The following is a 16,285-nucleotide window of genomic DNA, read 5'->3' on the forward strand; positions in this document are numbered from 1 at the left end:
TCACCCCACACGTTCATCCCACTCGCTTAGGGAGCTGAGCACGCATGACGAACGACAACCTCCAGGCCCTCTCGGACGCCGGCGTCTCCATCTGGCTGGACGACCTGTCCCGTGACCGGCTCGACTCGGGCAACCTCGCCGAGCTCGTCAAGGTCCGCAACGTCGTGGGCGTCACGACCAACCCGTCGATCTTCCAGGCGGCGATGTCGCAGGGGACGGCCTACGACGACCAGCTCGCGAAGCTGGCCGCAGCCGGCAAGAACGTCGAGGAGGCCGTCTTCGCGATGACCACCGACGACGTTCGCAACGCCTGCGACGTCATGAAGCCGGTCTACGACGCCACCAACGGCGTGGACGGCCGCGTGTCGATCGAGGTCGATCCGCGGCTCGCCCACGACACCGAACGCACCATCGCCCAGGCCAAGCAGCTGCGCGACGGCGTCGATCGTGAGCAGGTGCTCATCAAGATCCCGGGCACCCTCGAAGGCCTGCCGGCGATCACCGCGGCTATCGCCGACGGGATCAGCGTCAACGTCACCCTGATCTTCAGCCTCGAGCGCTACCGGGCGGTGATGAACGCCTACCTCAGCGGCCTCGAACAGGCGCAGCAGAGCGGGCACGACCTGTCGAAGATCGAGTCGGTCGCGTCCTTCTTCGTGTCGCGTGTCGACACCGAGATCGACAAGCGGCTCGACGCCATCGGCACCGACGAGGCCAAGGCCCTCAAGGGCCAGGCCGGCATCGCGAACGCCCGGCTGGCGTACCAGGCCTACGAGGAGGTCTTCTCGACCCCGCGCTGGAAGTCCCTCGAGGGTGAGGGGGCCCGGCCCCAGCGCCCGCTGTGGGCGTCGACGGGAGTCAAGGACCCCGCCTACAAGGACACGATGTACGTCGTCGACCTCGTCGCCCCCGGCATCGTCAACACCATGCCGGAGAAGACGCTCGACGCGGTCGCCGACCACGGTGAGGTCGTCGGCGACACCATCACCCCCAACTACGCGGACGCCCAGAAGGTTCTCGACGACCTCGAGGCGATCGGCGTCTCCTACAACGACGTCGTGCAGGTCCTCGAGACCGAGGGTGTCGACAAGTTCGAGAAGGCGTGGGGCGAGCTGCTCGACGAGGCCACCAAGGACCTGGAGAAGGCGGCCCAGAAGGCAGCCAAGAAGTGACCGCGCTGTCCGTCTCCGCGTCCGGACCGGCCGCGGACGCCATCGCCACTGCCGTTCCGCAGCTGGTCGAGGCCCAGTTCGCCTCGAAGCTCTTCGCCAAGGACCCCACCCTGTGGGGCTCAGCGGCGGAGTCCGAGTCGTCCAAGCGGCTCTCGTGGGTCGGACTGGGACGGACCTCGAGGCCGCTCGTCGGCGAGATCGCGGCGCTGCGCGACGACCTGGTCGGCAAGGGGCTCGACCACGTCGTGCTCTGCGGCATGGGCGGCTCCTCGCTGGCGCCGGAGGTCATCTGCGCGACCGAGGGCAAGGAGCTCGTCGTCCTCGACTCGTCCGACCCCGACTACGTCCGAGCGGCCCTGCAGGACAAGCTCGACCGCACCGTCGTCGTCGTCTCGAGCAAGTCCGGCTCCACAGTCGAGACCGACTCGCAGAAGCGCGTGTACGAGGGCGCGTTCACGGACGCCGGCATCGACCCGACCGAGCGCATCGTCATCGTCACCGACCCGGGCAGCCCCCTGGACAAGAGCGCCCGTGAGGCGGGCTACCGCGTGGTCAACGCCGACCCCGACGTGGGCGGCCGCTACTCGGCGCTGACCGCCTTCGGGTTGGTGCCGAGCGGGCTCGCCGGCGTGGACATCGAGGCGCTGCTCGACGACGCCGAGTCGGTGGCCGACCTGCTGGCCGCCGACGACGACGCCAACCCGGCACTCCGGCTCAGCGCGGCCATCGGTGGCACGAACCCGCTGCGCGACAAGCTGGCCATCGTCGACGACGGCTCCGGCATCGTCGGGTTCGCCGACTGGGCGGAGCAGCTCATCGCCGAGTCGACCGGCAAGGGCGGCACCGGCATACTCCCCGTCGTCGTGGGCGACGACCAGGACCCCGAGGTCAAGTGGCCTGCCCCCGACGTCACCGTGGTCCGGCTGGTCAGCGTCGACGCCGACGACGAACCGGTCTCGCACGACACCGACGTCGTCGCGGTCGACCCCACGCGCTCCGAGGTCGCGGTCAGCGGCTCGCTCGGCGCTCAGATGCTGCTGTGGGAGGTCGCCGTCGCGGCGGCCGGCCGGCTGCTCGGCATCAACCCGTTCGACCAGCCCGACGTCGAGAGCGCCAAGGCCGCAGCCCGCGAGCTCCTCGACAAGGGCATGGGCGCGGCGGCGGCTCCCGCGGCCACCGACGGCGCCGTCGAGATCCGCATCATGGGCGGGGACAGGGACTGGCTGGGCGGCGCCACCACCGTGGCCGGAGCCCTCGACGCCCTGTTCGCGCAGCTCGACCCCAACCAGGGCTACGTCGCGGTGATGGCCTACCTCGACCGGCTGGCCGACGCGCCGCTCGCGACGGCCCGGCGGGCCATCGCGTTGCGCACGGAGCGACCGACGACCTTCGGCTGGGGTCCGCGGTTCCTGCACTCGACCGGCCAGTTCCACAAGGGCGGGCCGGCGGTCGGCGTCTACCTGCAGATCACCACGAAGCCCCAGGAGGACCTCGCCATCCCCGGCCGGGACTTCACCTTCGGCGACTTCATCGCGGCCCAAGCCGGGGGTGATGCGGCGGTGCTCGCGGCGCACGGGCGCCCCGTGCTCCAGCTGCACCTGACCGAGCACGACGCCGGACTGGCCCAGCTCGAGAAGGTCCTCGGCGTGGGCGGTTCCGGGTCCTCCGCGGGATCCGGCCGGGGAGACGCATGAGCCCAGCCCGGGTGGCGGCGGGCACCAACCCCCTCCGCGACGCGCGGGACCGGCGGCTGCCCCGGATCGCGGGCCCCTGCGGCATGGTCATGTTCGGGGTGACCGGCGACCTCTCGCGCAAGAAGCTGATGCCGGCGATCTACGACCTCGCCAACCGAGGCCTGCTGCCGCCGGGCTTCTCCCTCGTGGGGTTCGCCCGCCGTGACTGGGCCAACGAGGACTTCGGGCAGGTCGTCTACCAGTCGGTGCGCGACCATGCGCGAACCCCGTTCCGCGAGGACGTCTGGCGCAACCTGGCCGAGGGGTTCCGGTTCGTGCCGGGCACCTTCGACGACCCGGCCGCGTTCGACCTCCTCGCCGACACGGTGCACGCCCTGGAGCACCAGCGCGGCACCGGCGGGAACCTCGCGTTCTACCTGTCGATCCCGCCCGGCTCGTTCTCGCTGGTCTGTGAGCAGCTGCAGCGCTCGGGGCTCGCCGACGCCCGCGGGGAGGCCTGGCGACGCGTCGTCATCGAGAAGCCCTTCGGCCACGACCTGGCCAGTGCCCGCGAGCTCAACACCATCGTCGGGACGGTGTTCCCAGCCGACTCGGTGTTCCGGATCGACCACTACCTGGGCAAGGAGACGGTCCAGAACATGTTGGCGCTGCGGTTCGCCAACCAGATGTTCGAGCCGATCTGGAACGCCAACTACGTCGACCACGTGCAGATCACCATGGCCGAGGACATCGGCATCGGCGGTCGCGCCGGCTACTACGACGGCATCGGCGCCGCCCGCGACGTCATCCAGAACCACCTCCTCCAGCTGCTCGCCCTCACCGCGATGGAGGAGCCGGTCTCGTTCAACGCCCGCGACCTGCGGGCCGAGAAGGAGAAGGTGCTCTCGGCCGTCACCATCCCCGCCGACATCGGCCGCGACACGGCGCGCGGCCAGTACACCCACGGGTGGCAGGGCGAGGAGGAGGTCGTCGGGTACCTCGAGGAGCAGGGCGTCGCCCAGGGCTCCACGACCGAGACGTATGCGGCGGTGAAGCTCATCGTCGACACCCGCCGCTGGGCCGGGGTCCCGTTCTACCTGCGGACCGGCAAGCGGCTCGGCAAGCGGGTCACCGAGATCGCGGTGGTCTTCAAGCGGGCGCCGCACCTGCCGTTCGACGACACCGCCACCGAGGAGCTCGGCCAGAACGCGATCGTCATCCGGGTGCAGCCCGACGAGGGCATCACCATGCGGTTCGGCTCCAAGGTGCCGGGCAACCAGATGGAGGTCCGTGACGTCACGATGGACTTCGGCTACGGTTCGGCGTTCACGGAGTCCAGCCCCGAGGCGTACGAACGCCTCATCCTCGACGTCCTGCTCGGCGACCCGCCGCTCTTCCCCCGCCATGAGGAGGTCGAGCTGTCCTGGCAGATCCTCGACCCGATCGAGGCCTGGTGGGCCAAGCACGGGCGCCCCGAGCCGTACCCGGCCGGCGGCTGGGGTCCGGCGTCGACGCACGAGATGATGGCCCGCGAGGGTCGCACCTGGAGGATCCCGTGAAAGCCCCGCGACGTTCTCCCCACGACGTTCGCCGCTCCGCGCCGATCCGTCGCGAGGACCCCACGCTCGTTCCGCCCACGCAGAGCGTAGGACCCTGCTCCGATACTTCGCGGGGGCCCCGATGATCATCGACCTGCCGAAGACGACGTCGTCCTCGGTGAGCAAGAAGCTGGTGCAGCTGCGCAACGACGTCGGCGCGATGACGCTGGGCCGCGTGCTGACCCTGGTCATCGTCGTCGACGACCACCAGGCGGAGGAGATCATCGAGGCGGCCAACGACGCCTCGCGGCAACACCCCTGCCGGATCGTGGTGGTCGTCGCGGGGAACCGCCGCGGGTCGGCACGGATGGACGCTCAGATCCGCCTCGGCGGCGATGCCGGCGCGTCCGAGGTCGTCATCATGCGGCTCTACGGCAACCTGGCCAAGCACGGCCAGTCGGTCGTCGTCCCGCTGCTGCTGGCCGACTCCCCCGTCGTGGCGTGGTGGCCGCACGAGTTCCCCGCCGACCTGCGCAGCGACCCGATCGCTCAGATGGCGCAGCGGCGGATCACCGACTCGGCGGAGTCCCGTCACCCGCGCGAGGCGCTGAAGCGGTTGGCGACCCAGTACCAGCCGGGTGACACCGACCTGGCATGGACTCGGGTCACGTTGTGGCGTGGGCTCCTGGCCGCGGCGCTGGACGGCCCGCCCTACGAGTCGGTGACCGAGGCGGTCGTGGCGGGGGCGAGCGACTCGCCGTCCACCGAGCTCCTCGCGGCCTGGCTCGGGCTGGTGCTCAAGGCGCCGGTCCGCCGCGTCCGCACCAAGGCTGGCGCCGGAGTGGTCAGCGTTCGCCTGGACCGCAAGAGCGGCCCCATCGACCTGGTGCGCCCGGACGGCGCGGTAGCCACACTCTCGCAGCCCGGTCAGCCGGACCGGCGGATCTCGCTGAAGCGGCGCGGGCTCGCCGAGTGCCTCGCCGACGAGCTGCGGCACCTTGACGACGACGACGTGTATGCGGCCACGCTCACCCGCGGTCTCAAGACGTTACGGCCGGCTCGTCAGACCGCCTCCGCGGCAGCATCCCGCGGCGAGGCACCGTCGACCAGCGGGGCCCGGAAGATGGCCACCCGGCTGGCGCGCAGCGCGAGAGCCGAGGAGGCGCTGGCCATGGTGGTGGCCCCGCCACCGCCGGACGAGGGCGGTACCACGGCGGTCAAGAAGGCCACCGCGCATAAGCGCGCCGGCGAGCCCACCCCGCGGGAGAAGGCGCTCGCCGAGCGGCCCGCAAAGAAAGCGACTCGCGGGAGGTCCACGCCATGACCTTCGCCGAGACCACGATCGAGGTGCACCCGTCGAAGCAGAGCCTGTCGGACGCGGCCGCGGTGCGGTTCCTGGCGGCGGTGCGTGAGGCGGTGAGGACGCGCGGCGTCGCCCAGGTGGCCCTGACCGGTGGGTCGATGGGGTCGGCGATCTTCGCGTCGCTGCTCCAGACCCCGGGCCACGGCGAGGTGGACTGGTCGCAGGTCTATGTGTGGTGGGGCGACGAGCGGTACCTGCCGGCCGGCGACCCGGACCGCAACGACACCCAGAACGACGAGGCCGGCATGTCACAGCTCGGGCTGGACGGGGGCACGGTGTTCCGGGTCGAGGGCCCGGACGCCAGCGCGAGTGCGGAGGCGAGCGCGTCGTCGTACGCGAACACGGTGCGCGCGTTCGGGCAGGGTGAGTTCGACGTGGTCCTGCTCGGCGTCGGCCCGGACGGTCACGTGGCGTCGCTGTTCCCGCACCACCCGGCGCAGCGCATCTCGGACGCGGTGGCGGTCGCCGTGCACGACTCGCCCAAGCCGCCCCCGGACCGGGTGTCGCTGACGTTCGACGCCCTCAACCGGACGCGTGAGGTGTGGTTCCTCGTGGCCGGTTCCGACAAGGCGGATGCGGTGGCCGCAGCCCTGGCGCCGGATGCGGACCGTTGGGACGTCCCGGCGAGTGGCGTCCGCGGTTCCGTGGCGACCCGCTGGTTCCTCGACGAGGCCGCGGCCGCCAAGCTCGGCTGACGGGTCGGGCCTGGTGCGGTCGGATTTCGGACCGCTCCCGGCCATTCATTCACGCGGCGTCCGCCCCGCGCAACGCCCGCTCGATCTGGTCCAGGAAGGCGTCGGCCGCTAGCCGAAGGTCGAGCAACGTGATCCGCAGGACGATCTCAGGCTGCAGCGCCACCTCGTTCTGACGCGGGTGATCCGCGACGATGGCCAGCCCCACGCCATGGTGCGAACCGTCGATCTGCCTGGAGCTGTGGGCCTGAGACAATTCCTTGTTGGATCGGCAGTACCAGGACCAAGGCCGCCTGACGGTCCGACGACGCCCAGTGCGCGGCGCGGATCGCAGCCAGCGCAGGGGCCACGCGCGGGACGCCCCGTCCCGAGATCACCTCACCGTCGACCCTGGCCACGCGGTGGACGCGCACCCCCGGATCCCTGACCGGTTGATGGCTCTCGGGATCGACACGTGAACGACCGCCTCCTCGTAGCCGGTGACCCCGGCGGCCAGGAGCGCGCTGACCCCGTCCAGGACGGCGATCCGCTGACCGATCTCCCACACCGCACGCCACCACAACGCCGGAGCGTCGAGGCCCAGGGTGTGGACGGCGGCGGTCTGGCTGCCGTGGCATCGCCAGCGGTCGCCGTCCACCTCGCGGGTGATCGCGTGCCGGTCGATGCCCAGGTCGCGGAGCAGCGTCCGCGACAGCACCCCGCCGTAACGCTCGGCGCGTTGGGCAGCCGCCTGACGGCGACGCGCCGGCTTCGACGCGGCCATGACGTGAGCATGACCGGCCGAGCCATCATTCAGCGGTGGGCGCCCTGGCCTGTGGACAACGGGTGTGGCCTACAACGGTAGGAATTCCGACCGGTATCGGCCACACCCAGGGGCTCGCCGACCTACTGGATGAGGCCGCGCTGGCGCAGGGTGGCCAGCGCCTCGTCGAGGATCGCCTTGCCGTCGGCGTCGGAACGCCGCTCCTTCACGTAGGCCAGGTGGGTCTTGTAGGGCTCCACCTTGTGCGGGGCGGGCGGGTTGTCGTGGTCCTGGCCCGCGGGGTACCCGCAGCGCGGGCAGTCCCAGGTGTCCGGGAGCACGAGGCCTGGCTCCTCGGCGAAGCTCGGCCTCGTCTCGTGGCCGTTGGCGCACCAGTACGAGACGAAGATCCGAGGAGCGGCATCGCCGCGCTCGGCCTCGCCCATCGGGCCGGCGCCGACCCTGCTGCCACGGATGGCGTTACCGCTGGCCATTCAGACTCCCTTGTACGGTCAGCCGGCGAACCGGGCCAGCAGGCCCAGTCCGAGGATGGTGATGAACCAGACGATGCTGATCGCGATGGTGAACCGGTCGAGGTTGCGCTCCGCGATGGTCGAGCCCCCGAGCGAGCTGGACATCCCACCGCCGAACATGTCCGACAGCCCGCCACCCTTTCCCTTGTGCATGAGGATCAGCATGATCAGGAAGAGGTTCGCGAGGACCAGCACGACGTTCAAGCCAATCTTGACGGCGTTCACGGGTGAGGGGTCCCATCTGGTTCGTACGTGTGGTCGCGGGGCGCCTGTGCCTCCCCCGACGTGCGGGCAACGCTGCTCAGGATAACCCGGCTCGGCCAGGATCCCGTCACGCGCTCAGGTCGCGTGCTCAGGTCACGTGGTCAGCCGACATGATCTCGGAACCGACAGATCGTGCTGAACTCTTCGGGGTCGATCGACGCTCCGCCGACCAGCGCCCCGTCGATGTCGTCCTGCGCCATGAGGGACGCGATGCTGCGCGCCTTGACCGAACCGCCGTAGATCACGCGGGTCTGGTCGGCGATCGCGTCGTTGGAGATGTCGGCCACGAAGTACCGGATCGCCTTGCACACCTGCTGCGCGTCGTCCGGGGTCGCGACCTCACCGGTCCCGATCGCCCAGATCGGCTCGTAGGCGATGACGATCTGCGGCAGGAACTCGCGCCGCACGTCGAACAGCGCCGCCCGCAGCTGCTCCAGCACGAACGGCACCGCCCGACCCTCGCGCCGAGTGGCGAGGTTCTCGCCGATGCAGAGGATCGGGGTCAGCCCGTGCTGGAACGCCGCCAGGACCTTGTCGTTGACGACCTGGTCCGACTCCTTCTGGTGCTCGCGCCGCTCGCTGTGCCCGACGACCGCGTACGTGCAGCCGAGCTTCGCGAGGAACTCGCCCGAGATCTCCCCGGTGAACGGGCCGAAGGTATGCGTCGAGAGGTCCTGGGCCCCGTACTTGAGGCGCAGCTTGTCCGCCTCCACGAGGGTCTGCACGGACCGCAGGTCGGTGAACGGCGGCAGCACCGCCACCTCGACCGCGTCGTAGTCGTGCTTGGCGTCGCGCAGGGTCCAGTCCAGCTTCTGGACGAAGTGGGTCGCCTGGAGGTGGTCCAGGTTCATCTTCCAGTTGCCCGCGATGAGCGGAGTGCGGGCCATCAGAGGGGTCCTTCCTGGGATTCCTCCAACACCGTCAACCCCGGCAGCTCCTTGCCCTCGAGGTACTCGAGGCTCGCGCCGCCACCGGTCGAGATGTGCCCGAACTGGTCGTCGGAGAACCCCAGCTGGCGGACCGCGGCCGCGGAGTCGCCGCCGCCGACGACGGTCAGGGCGCCGTTGGCGGTGACCTCCACGAGCGCCTCGGCGAGCGCCTTGGTGCCCGCCGCATAGGGGGCCATCTCGAACGCGCCCATCGGGCCGTTCCAGAACACGGTATGCGTGTCGCTGAGCTTCTCGGCGAACAGCGCCGAGGACCTCGGTCCGATGTCCAACCCCAGCCGGTCGGCGGGGATCGCATCGGCGGCGACGACCTCGTGGTCGGCGTCCGCGGAGAACGCGGTGGCGGCGACGATGTCGACGGGCAGGACGATCTCGACGCCCTTGGCGGACGCCTCGTCGAGGTAGCCACGAACCGTGTCGAGCTGGTCCTCCTCGAGCAGGCTCTTGCCGACCTCGTGGCCCTGGGCCTTGAGGAAGGTGAACACCATCCCGCCGCCGATGAGCAGCCGGTCGGCCGTTCCTAGCAGGTTGCCGATGACCCCGAGCTTGTCGGACACCTTGGCGCCCCCGAGCACGACCGCATACGGGCGGTCGGGGTTCTGGGTGAGCCGCTTCAGCACGTCGACCTCGGTCGACACCAGGCCCCCGGTGGCGTGCGGCAGGAGGCGGGCAACGTCGTAGACCGACGCCTGCTTCCGGTGCACGACGCCGAAGCCGTCGGAGACGAAGACGTCGGCGAGGGCGGCCAGCTGCTCGGCGAAGGCGCCCCGCTCGACGTCGTCCTTGCTCGTCTCCCCCGGGTTGAACCGGAGATTCTCCAGGAGCACGACGTCACCCGGGGCGGCCGCCGCGACGGTGGACGTCGCCGACTCCCCCACCGTGTCGGTGGCGAAGGCGACTGGGCGCTCGAGGAGCTCGCCGAGCCGCTTCGCGACCGGTGCCAGTGAGTACTTGTCCTCCGGCGCGCCCTTCGGACGGCCGAGGTGGGCGCAGACCACGACGGTCGCGCCCGCCTCGGCGAGGGCCTCGATCGCCGGGACGGACGCCTTGATGCGCCCGTCGTCGGTGATCGTCTGCCCGTCCAGCGGGACGTTGAGGTCGGACCGGACGAGTACCCGCTTGCCGCGCAGGTCGCCGTCCGCCAGGAGGTCGGCGAGAGTCCGCACCGACCTAGAGGTCCTTGCCGACGAGCACGACGACGTCGATGAGGCGGTTGGAGTAGCCCCACTCGTTGTCGTACCAGCCAACGACCTTGACCTGGTTGCCGATGACCTTGGTCAGGCCCGCGTCGAAGATGCACGAGTGCGGGTCGGTGACGATGTCGCTGCTGACGATCGGGTCCTCGGTGTACTTGAGGATGCCCTTGAGCGCGCCATCGGCGGCCGCCTTGACCGCCGCGTTGACCTCGTCGACCGTCGTCTCGCGGCCGGCCTCAAAGGTGAGGTCGGTGGCCGAGCCCGTGGGGATCGGCACGCGCAACGCAAACCCGTCGAGCTTGCCCTTGAGCTTCGGCAGGACCAGGCCGATGGCCTTGGCGGCACCGGTAGAGGTCGGCACGATGTTGAGGGCGGCGGCGCGCGCGCGACGCAGGTCTTTGTGCGGGCCGTCCTGGAGGTTCTGGTCCTGCGTGTAGGCATGGATGGTCGTCATCAGGCCCTTGACGATGGTGAACTCGTCGTCCAGCGCCATGGCCATCGGCGCGAGGCAGTTCGTCGTGCACGACGCGTTGGAGATGATGGTGTGTGCGGCGGGGTCGTACTCAGAGTCGTTGACGCCCATGACGATGGTGACGTCCTCGTTCTTCGCGGGCGCCGAGATGATCACCTTCTTGGCGCCGTTGTCGACATGCGTCTTGGCCTGGCGCGCGTCGGTGAAGAACCCGGTGGACTCGAGAACGACGTCCGCGCCGAGGTCGCCCCACGTGAGGTTCGCCGGGTCACGCTCGGCGAACGCCTTGAAGGACTTGCCGTTCACGGCGATCTCGTCGGCGCTCGAGGTGACGTCACCGTCGAGCCGGCCGAGGATCGAGTCGTACTTGAGCAGATGGGCCAGGGTGGCGTTGTCGGTCAGGTCGTTGACGCCGACGATCTCGATGTCGGCGCCCGACGCGGCGACGGCGCGGAAGAAGTTGCGGCCGATGCGGCCGAAGCCGTTGATCCCTACACGGACAGTCACTGGTTTCAAACCTTCCCAGGGTGGATCAGGGTCGCCTAGACCCTAGTCCAGCGCGCGTGACGCCGGTCACCAGCGTCCGCGCTACGGGCGGGTAACCGGGCGGTGCCGAGACGGCGGAGTAGGCGACGGACGTCGCCTACTCGAGCATGTCCGCCGTGAGGTTGGCGTCCGTGCCGGGGACGCCGAGGTCCTGGGCCTTCTTGTCGGCCATCGCCAGCAGCCGCCGGATCCGGCCGGCGACGGCGTCCTTGGTCATCGGCGGGTCGGCCAGCTGGCCGAGCTCCTCGAGCGACGCCTCCTTGTGCTTGAGCCGCAGCTGGCCGGCCTCACTGAGGTGGTCGGGTACGTCGTCGCCGAGGATCTCCATGGCCCGCTCCACCCGCGACCCCGCCGCCACGGCGGCCCGGGCGGAGCGGCGCAGGTTGGCGTCGTCGAAATTGGCCAGGCGGTTCGCGGTGGCGCGGACCTCGCGCCGCATCCGGCGCTCCTCCCAGGCCAGGACCGCGTCGTGGGCACCGAGCCGGGTGAGCATCGCCGCGATGGCGTCGCCATCGCGGATGACGACCCGGTCGACGCCGCGGACCTCGCGGGCCTTGGCCTGGATGCCCATCCGGCGGGCCGCCCCGACGAGCGCCAGCGCCGCCTCGGGACCCGGGCAGGTCACCTCGAGGGCCGACGACCGGCCGGGCTCCGTGAGCGAGCCGTGGGCGAGGAACGCACCTCGCCAGGCGGCCTCCGAGTCGCACGCGGAGGCGCTGACCACCTTCGGCGGGAGGCCGCGAACGGGACGGCCACGCGAGTCGATGAGCCCGGTCTGGCGGGCGAGCGTCGCGCCCTCCTCGACGATCCGTACGACGTAGCGGCTGCTCTTGCGCAGGCCCCCCGCCGACATGACGAGGACGTCGGACTTGTGGCCGTAGACCTCGGCGACGAACCGGCGCAGCCGGCGCGCGGCGTTGGCGGTGTCGAGCTCGGCCTCCACGACGATCTGGCCGCCGACGATGTGCAGGCCCCCCGCGAAACGGAGAGTTGCGGCCACCTCGGCCTTCCGGCAACAGGGCTTGGTCACCTCGAGCCGTGACAGCTCGTCCTTGACCTTCGCCGTCATTGCCATGCCAGCCATCCTGCCACCCTGTCTCCGCTCGACGATTCGCCCGACGGTCGCCGTGCTGCCCCTTGCCCGGTGGCTGACGCACCACCACACCCATCTGTCACACACTTCTCGGATCCAGCCGGTACCAAGCGTTTTCGGCGGTGCCCCGAGATGAGGGTCGCAGAGTATCCGATCCCCATCGGGCGCGGTGCGGGGGCCTCAGGAGATGACGTCGCGGTATGCCGCGGCCAGCCGCAGCGGATCGTGCTGACCGGGGTTGCCCATCGTCGAGACCGTCGAGACGACCAGCTCGGCGCCCACCAGGTCGACGGCCCTCCGCAGGGCCGCCGGGTCGTCCACGCAGCTCGGGTCGGCGAGGACGACGTCGAACCGCAGCTCCGGGGCGTGCTTGACGAGGCTCTCGATGTGGTCCTGGGCGCGATACCCCTTGGTCTCCCCGGTGTGAACCTCGAGGTTGAGGTTGAGCAGTGTCCGGGCCTGCGTCGACACGATCGCGTCGCGGAGGCTGGGCACGAGGACGTGCGGCAGGACGGACGTGAACCACGACCCGGGACCGAGGAAGACCCAGTCGGCCTCGCGGATCGCCTCCAGGGTCTCGGCCGGACAGCCCGGGTCCGGCGGCAGGATCCGCACCCCCTGCACTCGGCCTCCAGTCGAGGCGACCCGGTGTTGGCCCCGGACGATGGTGACGGCCTCGGGGTATGCAGGGTCGTGGCCGACGATCTCGGCCTCGATCTCGAGCGGGACGCTGGCCATCGGCAGGACCCGGCCACGGGAGTTGAGCAGCCGGCCGACGAGGTCCAGGCCGTCGACGGTGTCGCCGAGCAGGTCCCAGAGCGACACGATGAGGAGGTTGCCGAGGGCGTGGCCGGCCAGCGGCCCCTCGCCCTGGAACCGGTGCTGGAGCACGTCCCGCCAGGTGTGGCCCCACTCGGTGTCGTCGCAGAGCGCCGCCAGCGCCATCCGCAGGTCCCCGGGCGGCAGGACCGAGAACTCCTCGCGCAACCGTCCCGACGACCCCCCGTCGTCGGCGACCGTGACGACCGCGGTGACCCGGTCGGTGAGCAGCTTGAGCGCGGAGAGGGACGACGCCAGGCCGTGCCCCCCGCCGAGGGCGACGACCTTGGGGTGACGCGCATACCCGCTGGGTTGGAGGGTCACGGCCGGCTCACTCCCGCCCGAGGTCGCGGTGGACGAGGAAGGTGTCGACGGTGTCGGTGCGCAGCCGCTCGGCCAGTCGCTCGGCGACGGCGACGGACCGGTGCTTGCCACCGGTGCAGCCGACGGCGAGCGTGACGTAGCGGCGGCCCTCGCGGATGAACCCCTTGACCACGGAGTCCATGAGGTGGACGACGTCGTCGACGAACTCCTCGGCCCCCGGCCGGGACAGGACGAACTCGGCCACCGCCTCGTCGCGGCCGGTGAGGGGCCGCAGCTCCGGGACCCAGAACGGGTTGGGCAGGAAGCGCAGGTCGTGGACGAAGTCGGCGTCGAGGGGGACGCCGTACTTGAACCCGAACGACATGACCGCGAGGCGCAGCTGGGCCGCGCCGTCGCCGGCGAAGAGGGACATCGCCTTGGCGGCGAGCTGATGCACGTTGAGTCCGGAGGTGTCGAGGATGACATCGGCCTCGGAGCGCAGCTCGCCGAGCAGGGCCCGCTCGCGCTGGATGCCGTCGAGCAGCCGCCCGGACCCCTGGAGCGGGTGGGGACGACGGACGCTCTCGAACCGGCGGACCAGGGCCTCGTCGGTGGCGTCGAGGAAGACGACCGACGGGCGGTGCCCCGTCCGCGCGAGCTCGGCGACGATCTGCCCGAAGTCGGCGAACACCCCATGACTGCGAACGTCGACGACAGCGGCGACACGGTGGATCATCGGCTCCGGGGTCCGAGCGAGGTACTCCTCGTGGAGCTCCAGCAGCTGCGGGAGCATCTGCGGCGGAAGGTTGTCGACGACGTACCAGCCGAGGTCCTCCAGGACGTTGGCCATCGTCGACCGGCCCGCCCCGCTCATCCCGGTGAGGACGAGCATCGGCTCGTCGCGGGTCGGCGCCTCCCGGCTGCTGGGGAGGGGTCGCGGAGTGGGCTCCTCGCTCATCGGTTGCCTCCCGCTCAGTCGAGCACCTCGCCGGTCGTCACGTTAACGGCCGGGACGGCCGCTGACGAGTCTCGCGCCAGCCGCGTCGCGATGGTGTCGGCCAGGACCGGCCCGATGCCCTGGACGGCGGCGATCTCCTCGACCGACGCCGCGCGAAGCCGCTTGACCGAACCGAACACGCGCAGCAGGGCCTTGCGACGCACCTCGCCGAGGCCCGGGATCCCGTCGAGGTCGGACGTCGTCATGGCCTTGGACCGCCGCTGTCGGTGGAAGGTGATGGCGAACCGGTGCGCCTCGTCGCGGACCCGTTGGAGCAGGTAGAGACCCTCGCTGGTCCGCGGCAGGATCAGCGGGAAGCTCTGTCCGGGTACCCAGACCTCCTCCAGCCGCTTGGCCAGGCCGACCAGCGACACGTCCTCGATGCCGAGCTCGTCGAGGACCGACCTGGCCGCGTGGACCTGTGGCAGGCCACCGTCGACGACGACGAGGTTGGGTGGGTAGGCGAACTTGCGTGGGCGGCCGGTGACCTCGTCTATCGGGCCGTGGACCAGCGGCCCACCGTCGTCGTCCTCGACGGCCGGGCCCATCTCGATCTCGGCCGAGTGCTCGCGCTCGTCGAGGTAGCGCTGGAAGCGGCGGGTCAGGACCTCGTGCATCGCCGCGGTGTCGTCCACGGTCTGGGTGCCGTCGAGCGCGGTATGCGCGTAGTCGCCCCGGACGACGAACCGGCGGTACTCGGACTTGCGCGCCAGGCCGTCCTCGAAGACGACCATCGACGCGACGACGTTGGTGCCCTGGACGTGGCTGACGTCGAAGCACTCGATCCGCAGCGGCGCATCGGGCAGCTCGAGGGCCTCCTGGAGCTCCTGGAGGGCCTGGCTCCGGGCGGTGAGGTCGCCGGCCCGGGCCACCTTGTGCCGGGCGAGGGACTGCTCGGCGTTGCGGCGGACCGTCTCCATGAGCGACCGCTTGTCGCCGCGCTGCGGGACGCGCAGGTCCACGCGATGGCCGCGGAGGGTGCCGAGCCAGGCGGCCAGGGCCTCGGACTCGGCGGGCACGATCGGGACCAGAACCTCGCGCGGGACCTGGTCCGGGCTGCCGCCGGCGTCCAGGGCCTGGTCGCCGTAGACCTGCTGGAGCAGGTGGCCCATGAGCTCGGGGACGTCCTCGCTCTCCTTCTCGACCACCCAGCCGCGCTGACCGCGGATCCGGCCGCCGCGGACGAAGAACACCTGGACGGCCGCCTCGAGCTCGTCGTCGGCGAGGGCGAAGACGTCGGCGTCGGTCTTGTCGGCGAGGACGACCGCGTTCTTCTCGAGCGCCTTGTTGAGGGCGCCGAGGTCGTCCCGGAGCCGGGCGGCCAGCTCGTACTCCTGGGCGTCGGACGCGGCGCGCATCTGCCGCTCGACGCGCTTGGTGAACTTCGTCGTGTTGCCGGCCATGAAGTCGCAGAAGTCCTCGGCGATCTGCCGGTGCTCCTCAGGGTCGACGCGGCCGACGCACGGGGCCGAGCACTTGTCGATGTAGCCGAGCAGGCACGGCCGGCCGCTCTGGTGGGCGCGCTTGAAGACGCCGGTGCTGCACGTGCGCATCGGGAAGACGCGCAGGAGCAGGTCGAGAGTCTCGCGGATGGCCCAGGCGTGGCTGAACGGGCCGAAGTAGCGGGTGCCCTTGCGCTTGGCCCCGCGCATCACCTGGGCGCGGGGGAACTCCTCCCCGAGCGTCACGGCGAGGAACGGGTAGGACTTGTCGTCGCGGTACTTGACGTTGAACCGCGGGTCGAACTCCTTGATCCAGGAGTACTCGAGCTGGAGCGCCTCGACCTCGGTCGCCACGACGGTCCACTCGACGCTGGCGCCGGTGCGGACCATGGTGGCGGTGCGCGGGTGCAGGGCGTGGATGTCCTGGAAGTAGGAGGACAGCCGCGGGCGCAGCGACTTGGCCTTGCCGACGTAGATGACCCGGCCGTCCTTG

At 70.8% G+C, this 16,285-nt stretch carries 16 protein-coding genes; 5 read left to right on the plus strand and 11 right to left on the minus strand.

The features are described from left to right. Positions 1 to 44 precede the first annotated feature (44 nt). The 5 genes from tal to pgl all read left to right on the plus strand — a co-directional run bounded on the left by tal (position 45) and on the right by pgl (position 6,441). Positions 45 to 1,172 (plus strand): transaldolase, encoded by a 1,128-nt coding sequence (gene tal, locus VIG79_RS05135; RefSeq protein WP_331882962.1) that lies wholly within the window; start codon positions 45 to 47, stop codon positions 1,170 to 1,172. After that, positions 1,169 to 2,866, plus strand: a complete 1,698-nt coding sequence (locus VIG79_RS05140) for a glucose-6-phosphate isomerase (protein ID WP_331882965.1) — start codon at positions 1,169 to 1,171, stop codon at positions 2,864 to 2,866. Before tal ends, VIG79_RS05140 begins: the two co-directional genes overlap by 4 nt. Then, a complete protein-coding gene (gene zwf, locus VIG79_RS05145) occupies positions 2,863 to 4,404 on the plus strand; it encodes a glucose-6-phosphate dehydrogenase (protein WP_331882968.1) in 1,542 nt (513 codons plus the stop codon). Before VIG79_RS05140 ends, zwf begins: the two co-directional genes overlap by 4 nt. 121 nt (positions 4,405 to 4,525) lie before the next feature. Then, complete coding sequence (locus VIG79_RS05150) at positions 4,526 to 5,707, plus strand: glucose-6-phosphate dehydrogenase assembly protein OpcA (protein WP_331882971.1); 1,182 nt, start codon at positions 4,526 to 4,528, stop codon at positions 5,705 to 5,707. Continuing rightward, the gene (gene pgl / locus VIG79_RS05155; RefSeq protein WP_331882974.1) at positions 5,704 to 6,441 is read left to right on the plus strand and encodes a 6-phosphogluconolactonase; all 738 of its coding nucleotides are present in this window, start codon (positions 5,704 to 5,706) and stop codon (positions 6,439 to 6,441) included. Before VIG79_RS05150 ends, pgl begins: the two co-directional genes overlap by 4 nt. A gap of 49 nt (positions 6,442 to 6,490) precedes the next feature. Here the strand turns inward: pgl and VIG79_RS05160 are convergent, their stop codons facing one another. The 11 genes from VIG79_RS05160 to uvrC all read right to left on the minus strand — a co-directional run. Further along, positions 6,491 to 6,646: a hypothetical protein gene (locus tag VIG79_RS05160; RefSeq protein WP_331882976.1), complete on the minus strand. Its 156-nt coding sequence runs from the start codon at positions 6,644 to 6,646 to the stop codon at positions 6,491 to 6,493. A gap of 165 nt (positions 6,647 to 6,811) precedes the next feature. Then, entirely contained in the window at positions 6,812 to 7,201 is a 390-nt protein-coding gene (locus VIG79_RS05165) for a hypothetical protein (protein ID WP_331882978.1), read from the minus strand. A 122-nt stretch (positions 7,202 to 7,323) separates the two neighbouring features. Beyond that, positions 7,324 to 7,674 (minus strand): RNA polymerase-binding protein RbpA, encoded by a 351-nt coding sequence (locus VIG79_RS05170; RefSeq protein WP_331882981.1) that lies wholly within the window; start codon positions 7,672 to 7,674, stop codon positions 7,324 to 7,326. 18 nt (positions 7,675 to 7,692) lie between these two features. Further along, the gene (secG, locus tag VIG79_RS05175; RefSeq protein ID WP_331882984.1) at positions 7,693 to 7,938 is read right to left on the minus strand and encodes a preprotein translocase subunit SecG; all 246 of its coding nucleotides are present in this window, start codon (positions 7,936 to 7,938) and stop codon (positions 7,693 to 7,695) included. 140 nt (positions 7,939 to 8,078) lie between these two features. Beyond that, positions 8,079 to 8,864, minus strand: a complete 786-nt coding sequence (tpiA, locus tag VIG79_RS05180; RefSeq protein WP_331882986.1) for a triose-phosphate isomerase — start codon at positions 8,862 to 8,864, stop codon at positions 8,079 to 8,081. Beyond that, positions 8,864 to 10,090, minus strand: coding sequence for a phosphoglycerate kinase (locus VIG79_RS05185; protein ID WP_331882988.1), 1,227 nt, complete (start codon positions 10,088 to 10,090; stop codon positions 8,864 to 8,866). The genes tpiA and VIG79_RS05185 overlap by 1 nt, the downstream gene beginning before the upstream one ends. Positions 10,091 to 10,094: 4 nt before the next feature. Beyond that, positions 10,095 to 11,099 carry a type I glyceraldehyde-3-phosphate dehydrogenase gene (gene gap / locus VIG79_RS05190; RefSeq protein ID WP_331882990.1) on the minus strand — a complete coding sequence of 335 codons (1,005 nt, stop codon included), beginning with the start codon at positions 11,097 to 11,099 and terminating at the stop codon, positions 10,095 to 10,097. A 136-nt stretch (positions 11,100 to 11,235) separates the two neighbouring features. Further along, positions 11,236 to 12,213 (minus strand): DNA-binding protein WhiA, encoded by a 978-nt coding sequence (whiA, locus tag VIG79_RS05195; protein WP_331882992.1) that lies wholly within the window; start codon positions 12,211 to 12,213, stop codon positions 11,236 to 11,238. A 198-nt stretch (positions 12,214 to 12,411) separates the two neighbouring features. After that, entirely contained in the window at positions 12,412 to 13,374 is a 963-nt protein-coding gene (locus tag VIG79_RS05200; protein WP_331882995.1) for a uridine diphosphate-N-acetylglucosamine-binding protein YvcK, read from the minus strand. A 7-nt stretch (positions 13,375 to 13,381) separates the two neighbouring features. Next, positions 13,382 to 14,311 (minus strand): RNase adapter RapZ, encoded by a 930-nt coding sequence (gene rapZ / locus VIG79_RS05205; protein WP_414672585.1) that lies wholly within the window; start codon positions 14,309 to 14,311, stop codon positions 13,382 to 13,384. Positions 14,312 to 14,325: 14 nt separating this feature from the next. Next, on the minus strand, positions 14,326 to 16,285 hold a 1,960-nt coding region (uvrC, locus tag VIG79_RS05210), incomplete at its 5' end, for an excinuclease ABC subunit UvrC (RefSeq protein ID WP_331882997.1).

Source organism: Lapillicoccus sp. (assembly GCF_036559105.1).
In the GTDB taxonomy this organism is placed as follows: Bacteria; Actinomycetota; Actinomycetes; order Actinomycetales; family Dermatophilaceae; genus Lapillicoccus.

What these genes read in the sequence shown, in the direction of transcription:
- tal (WP_331882962.1), top strand. Translation starts at nt 45, where the DNA reads ATGACGAACGACAACCTCCAGGCCCTCTCGGACGCCGGCGTCTCCATC.
- zwf (WP_331882968.1), top strand. Translation starts at nt 2,863, where the DNA reads ATGAGCCCAGCCCGGGTGGCGGCGGGCACCAACCCCCTCCGCGACGCG.
- VIG79_RS05150 (WP_331882971.1), top strand. Translation starts at nt 4,526, where the DNA reads ATGATCATCGACCTGCCGAAGACGACGTCGTCCTCGGTGAGCAAGAAG.
- pgl (WP_331882974.1), top strand. Translation starts at nt 5,704, where the DNA reads ATGACCTTCGCCGAGACCACGATCGAGGTGCACCCGTCGAAGCAGAGC.
- VIG79_RS05165 (WP_331882978.1), bottom strand. Translation starts at nt 7,201, where the DNA reads ATGGCCGCGTCGAAGCCGGCGCGTCGCCGTCAGGCGGCTGCCCAACGC.
- VIG79_RS05170 (WP_331882981.1), bottom strand. Translation starts at nt 7,674, where the DNA reads ATGGCCAGCGGTAACGCCATCCGTGGCAGCAGGGTCGGCGCCGGCCCG.
- tpiA (WP_331882986.1), bottom strand. Translation starts at nt 8,864, where the DNA reads ATGGCCCGCACTCCGCTCATCGCGGGCAACTGGAAGATGAACCTGGAC.
- whiA (WP_331882992.1), bottom strand. Translation starts at nt 12,213, where the DNA reads ATGGCAATGACGGCGAAGGTCAAGGACGAGCTGTCACGGCTCGAGGTG.
- rapZ (WP_414672585.1), bottom strand. Translation starts at nt 14,311, where the DNA reads ATGAGCGAGGAGCCCACTCCGCGACCCCTCCCCAGCAGCCGGGAGGCG.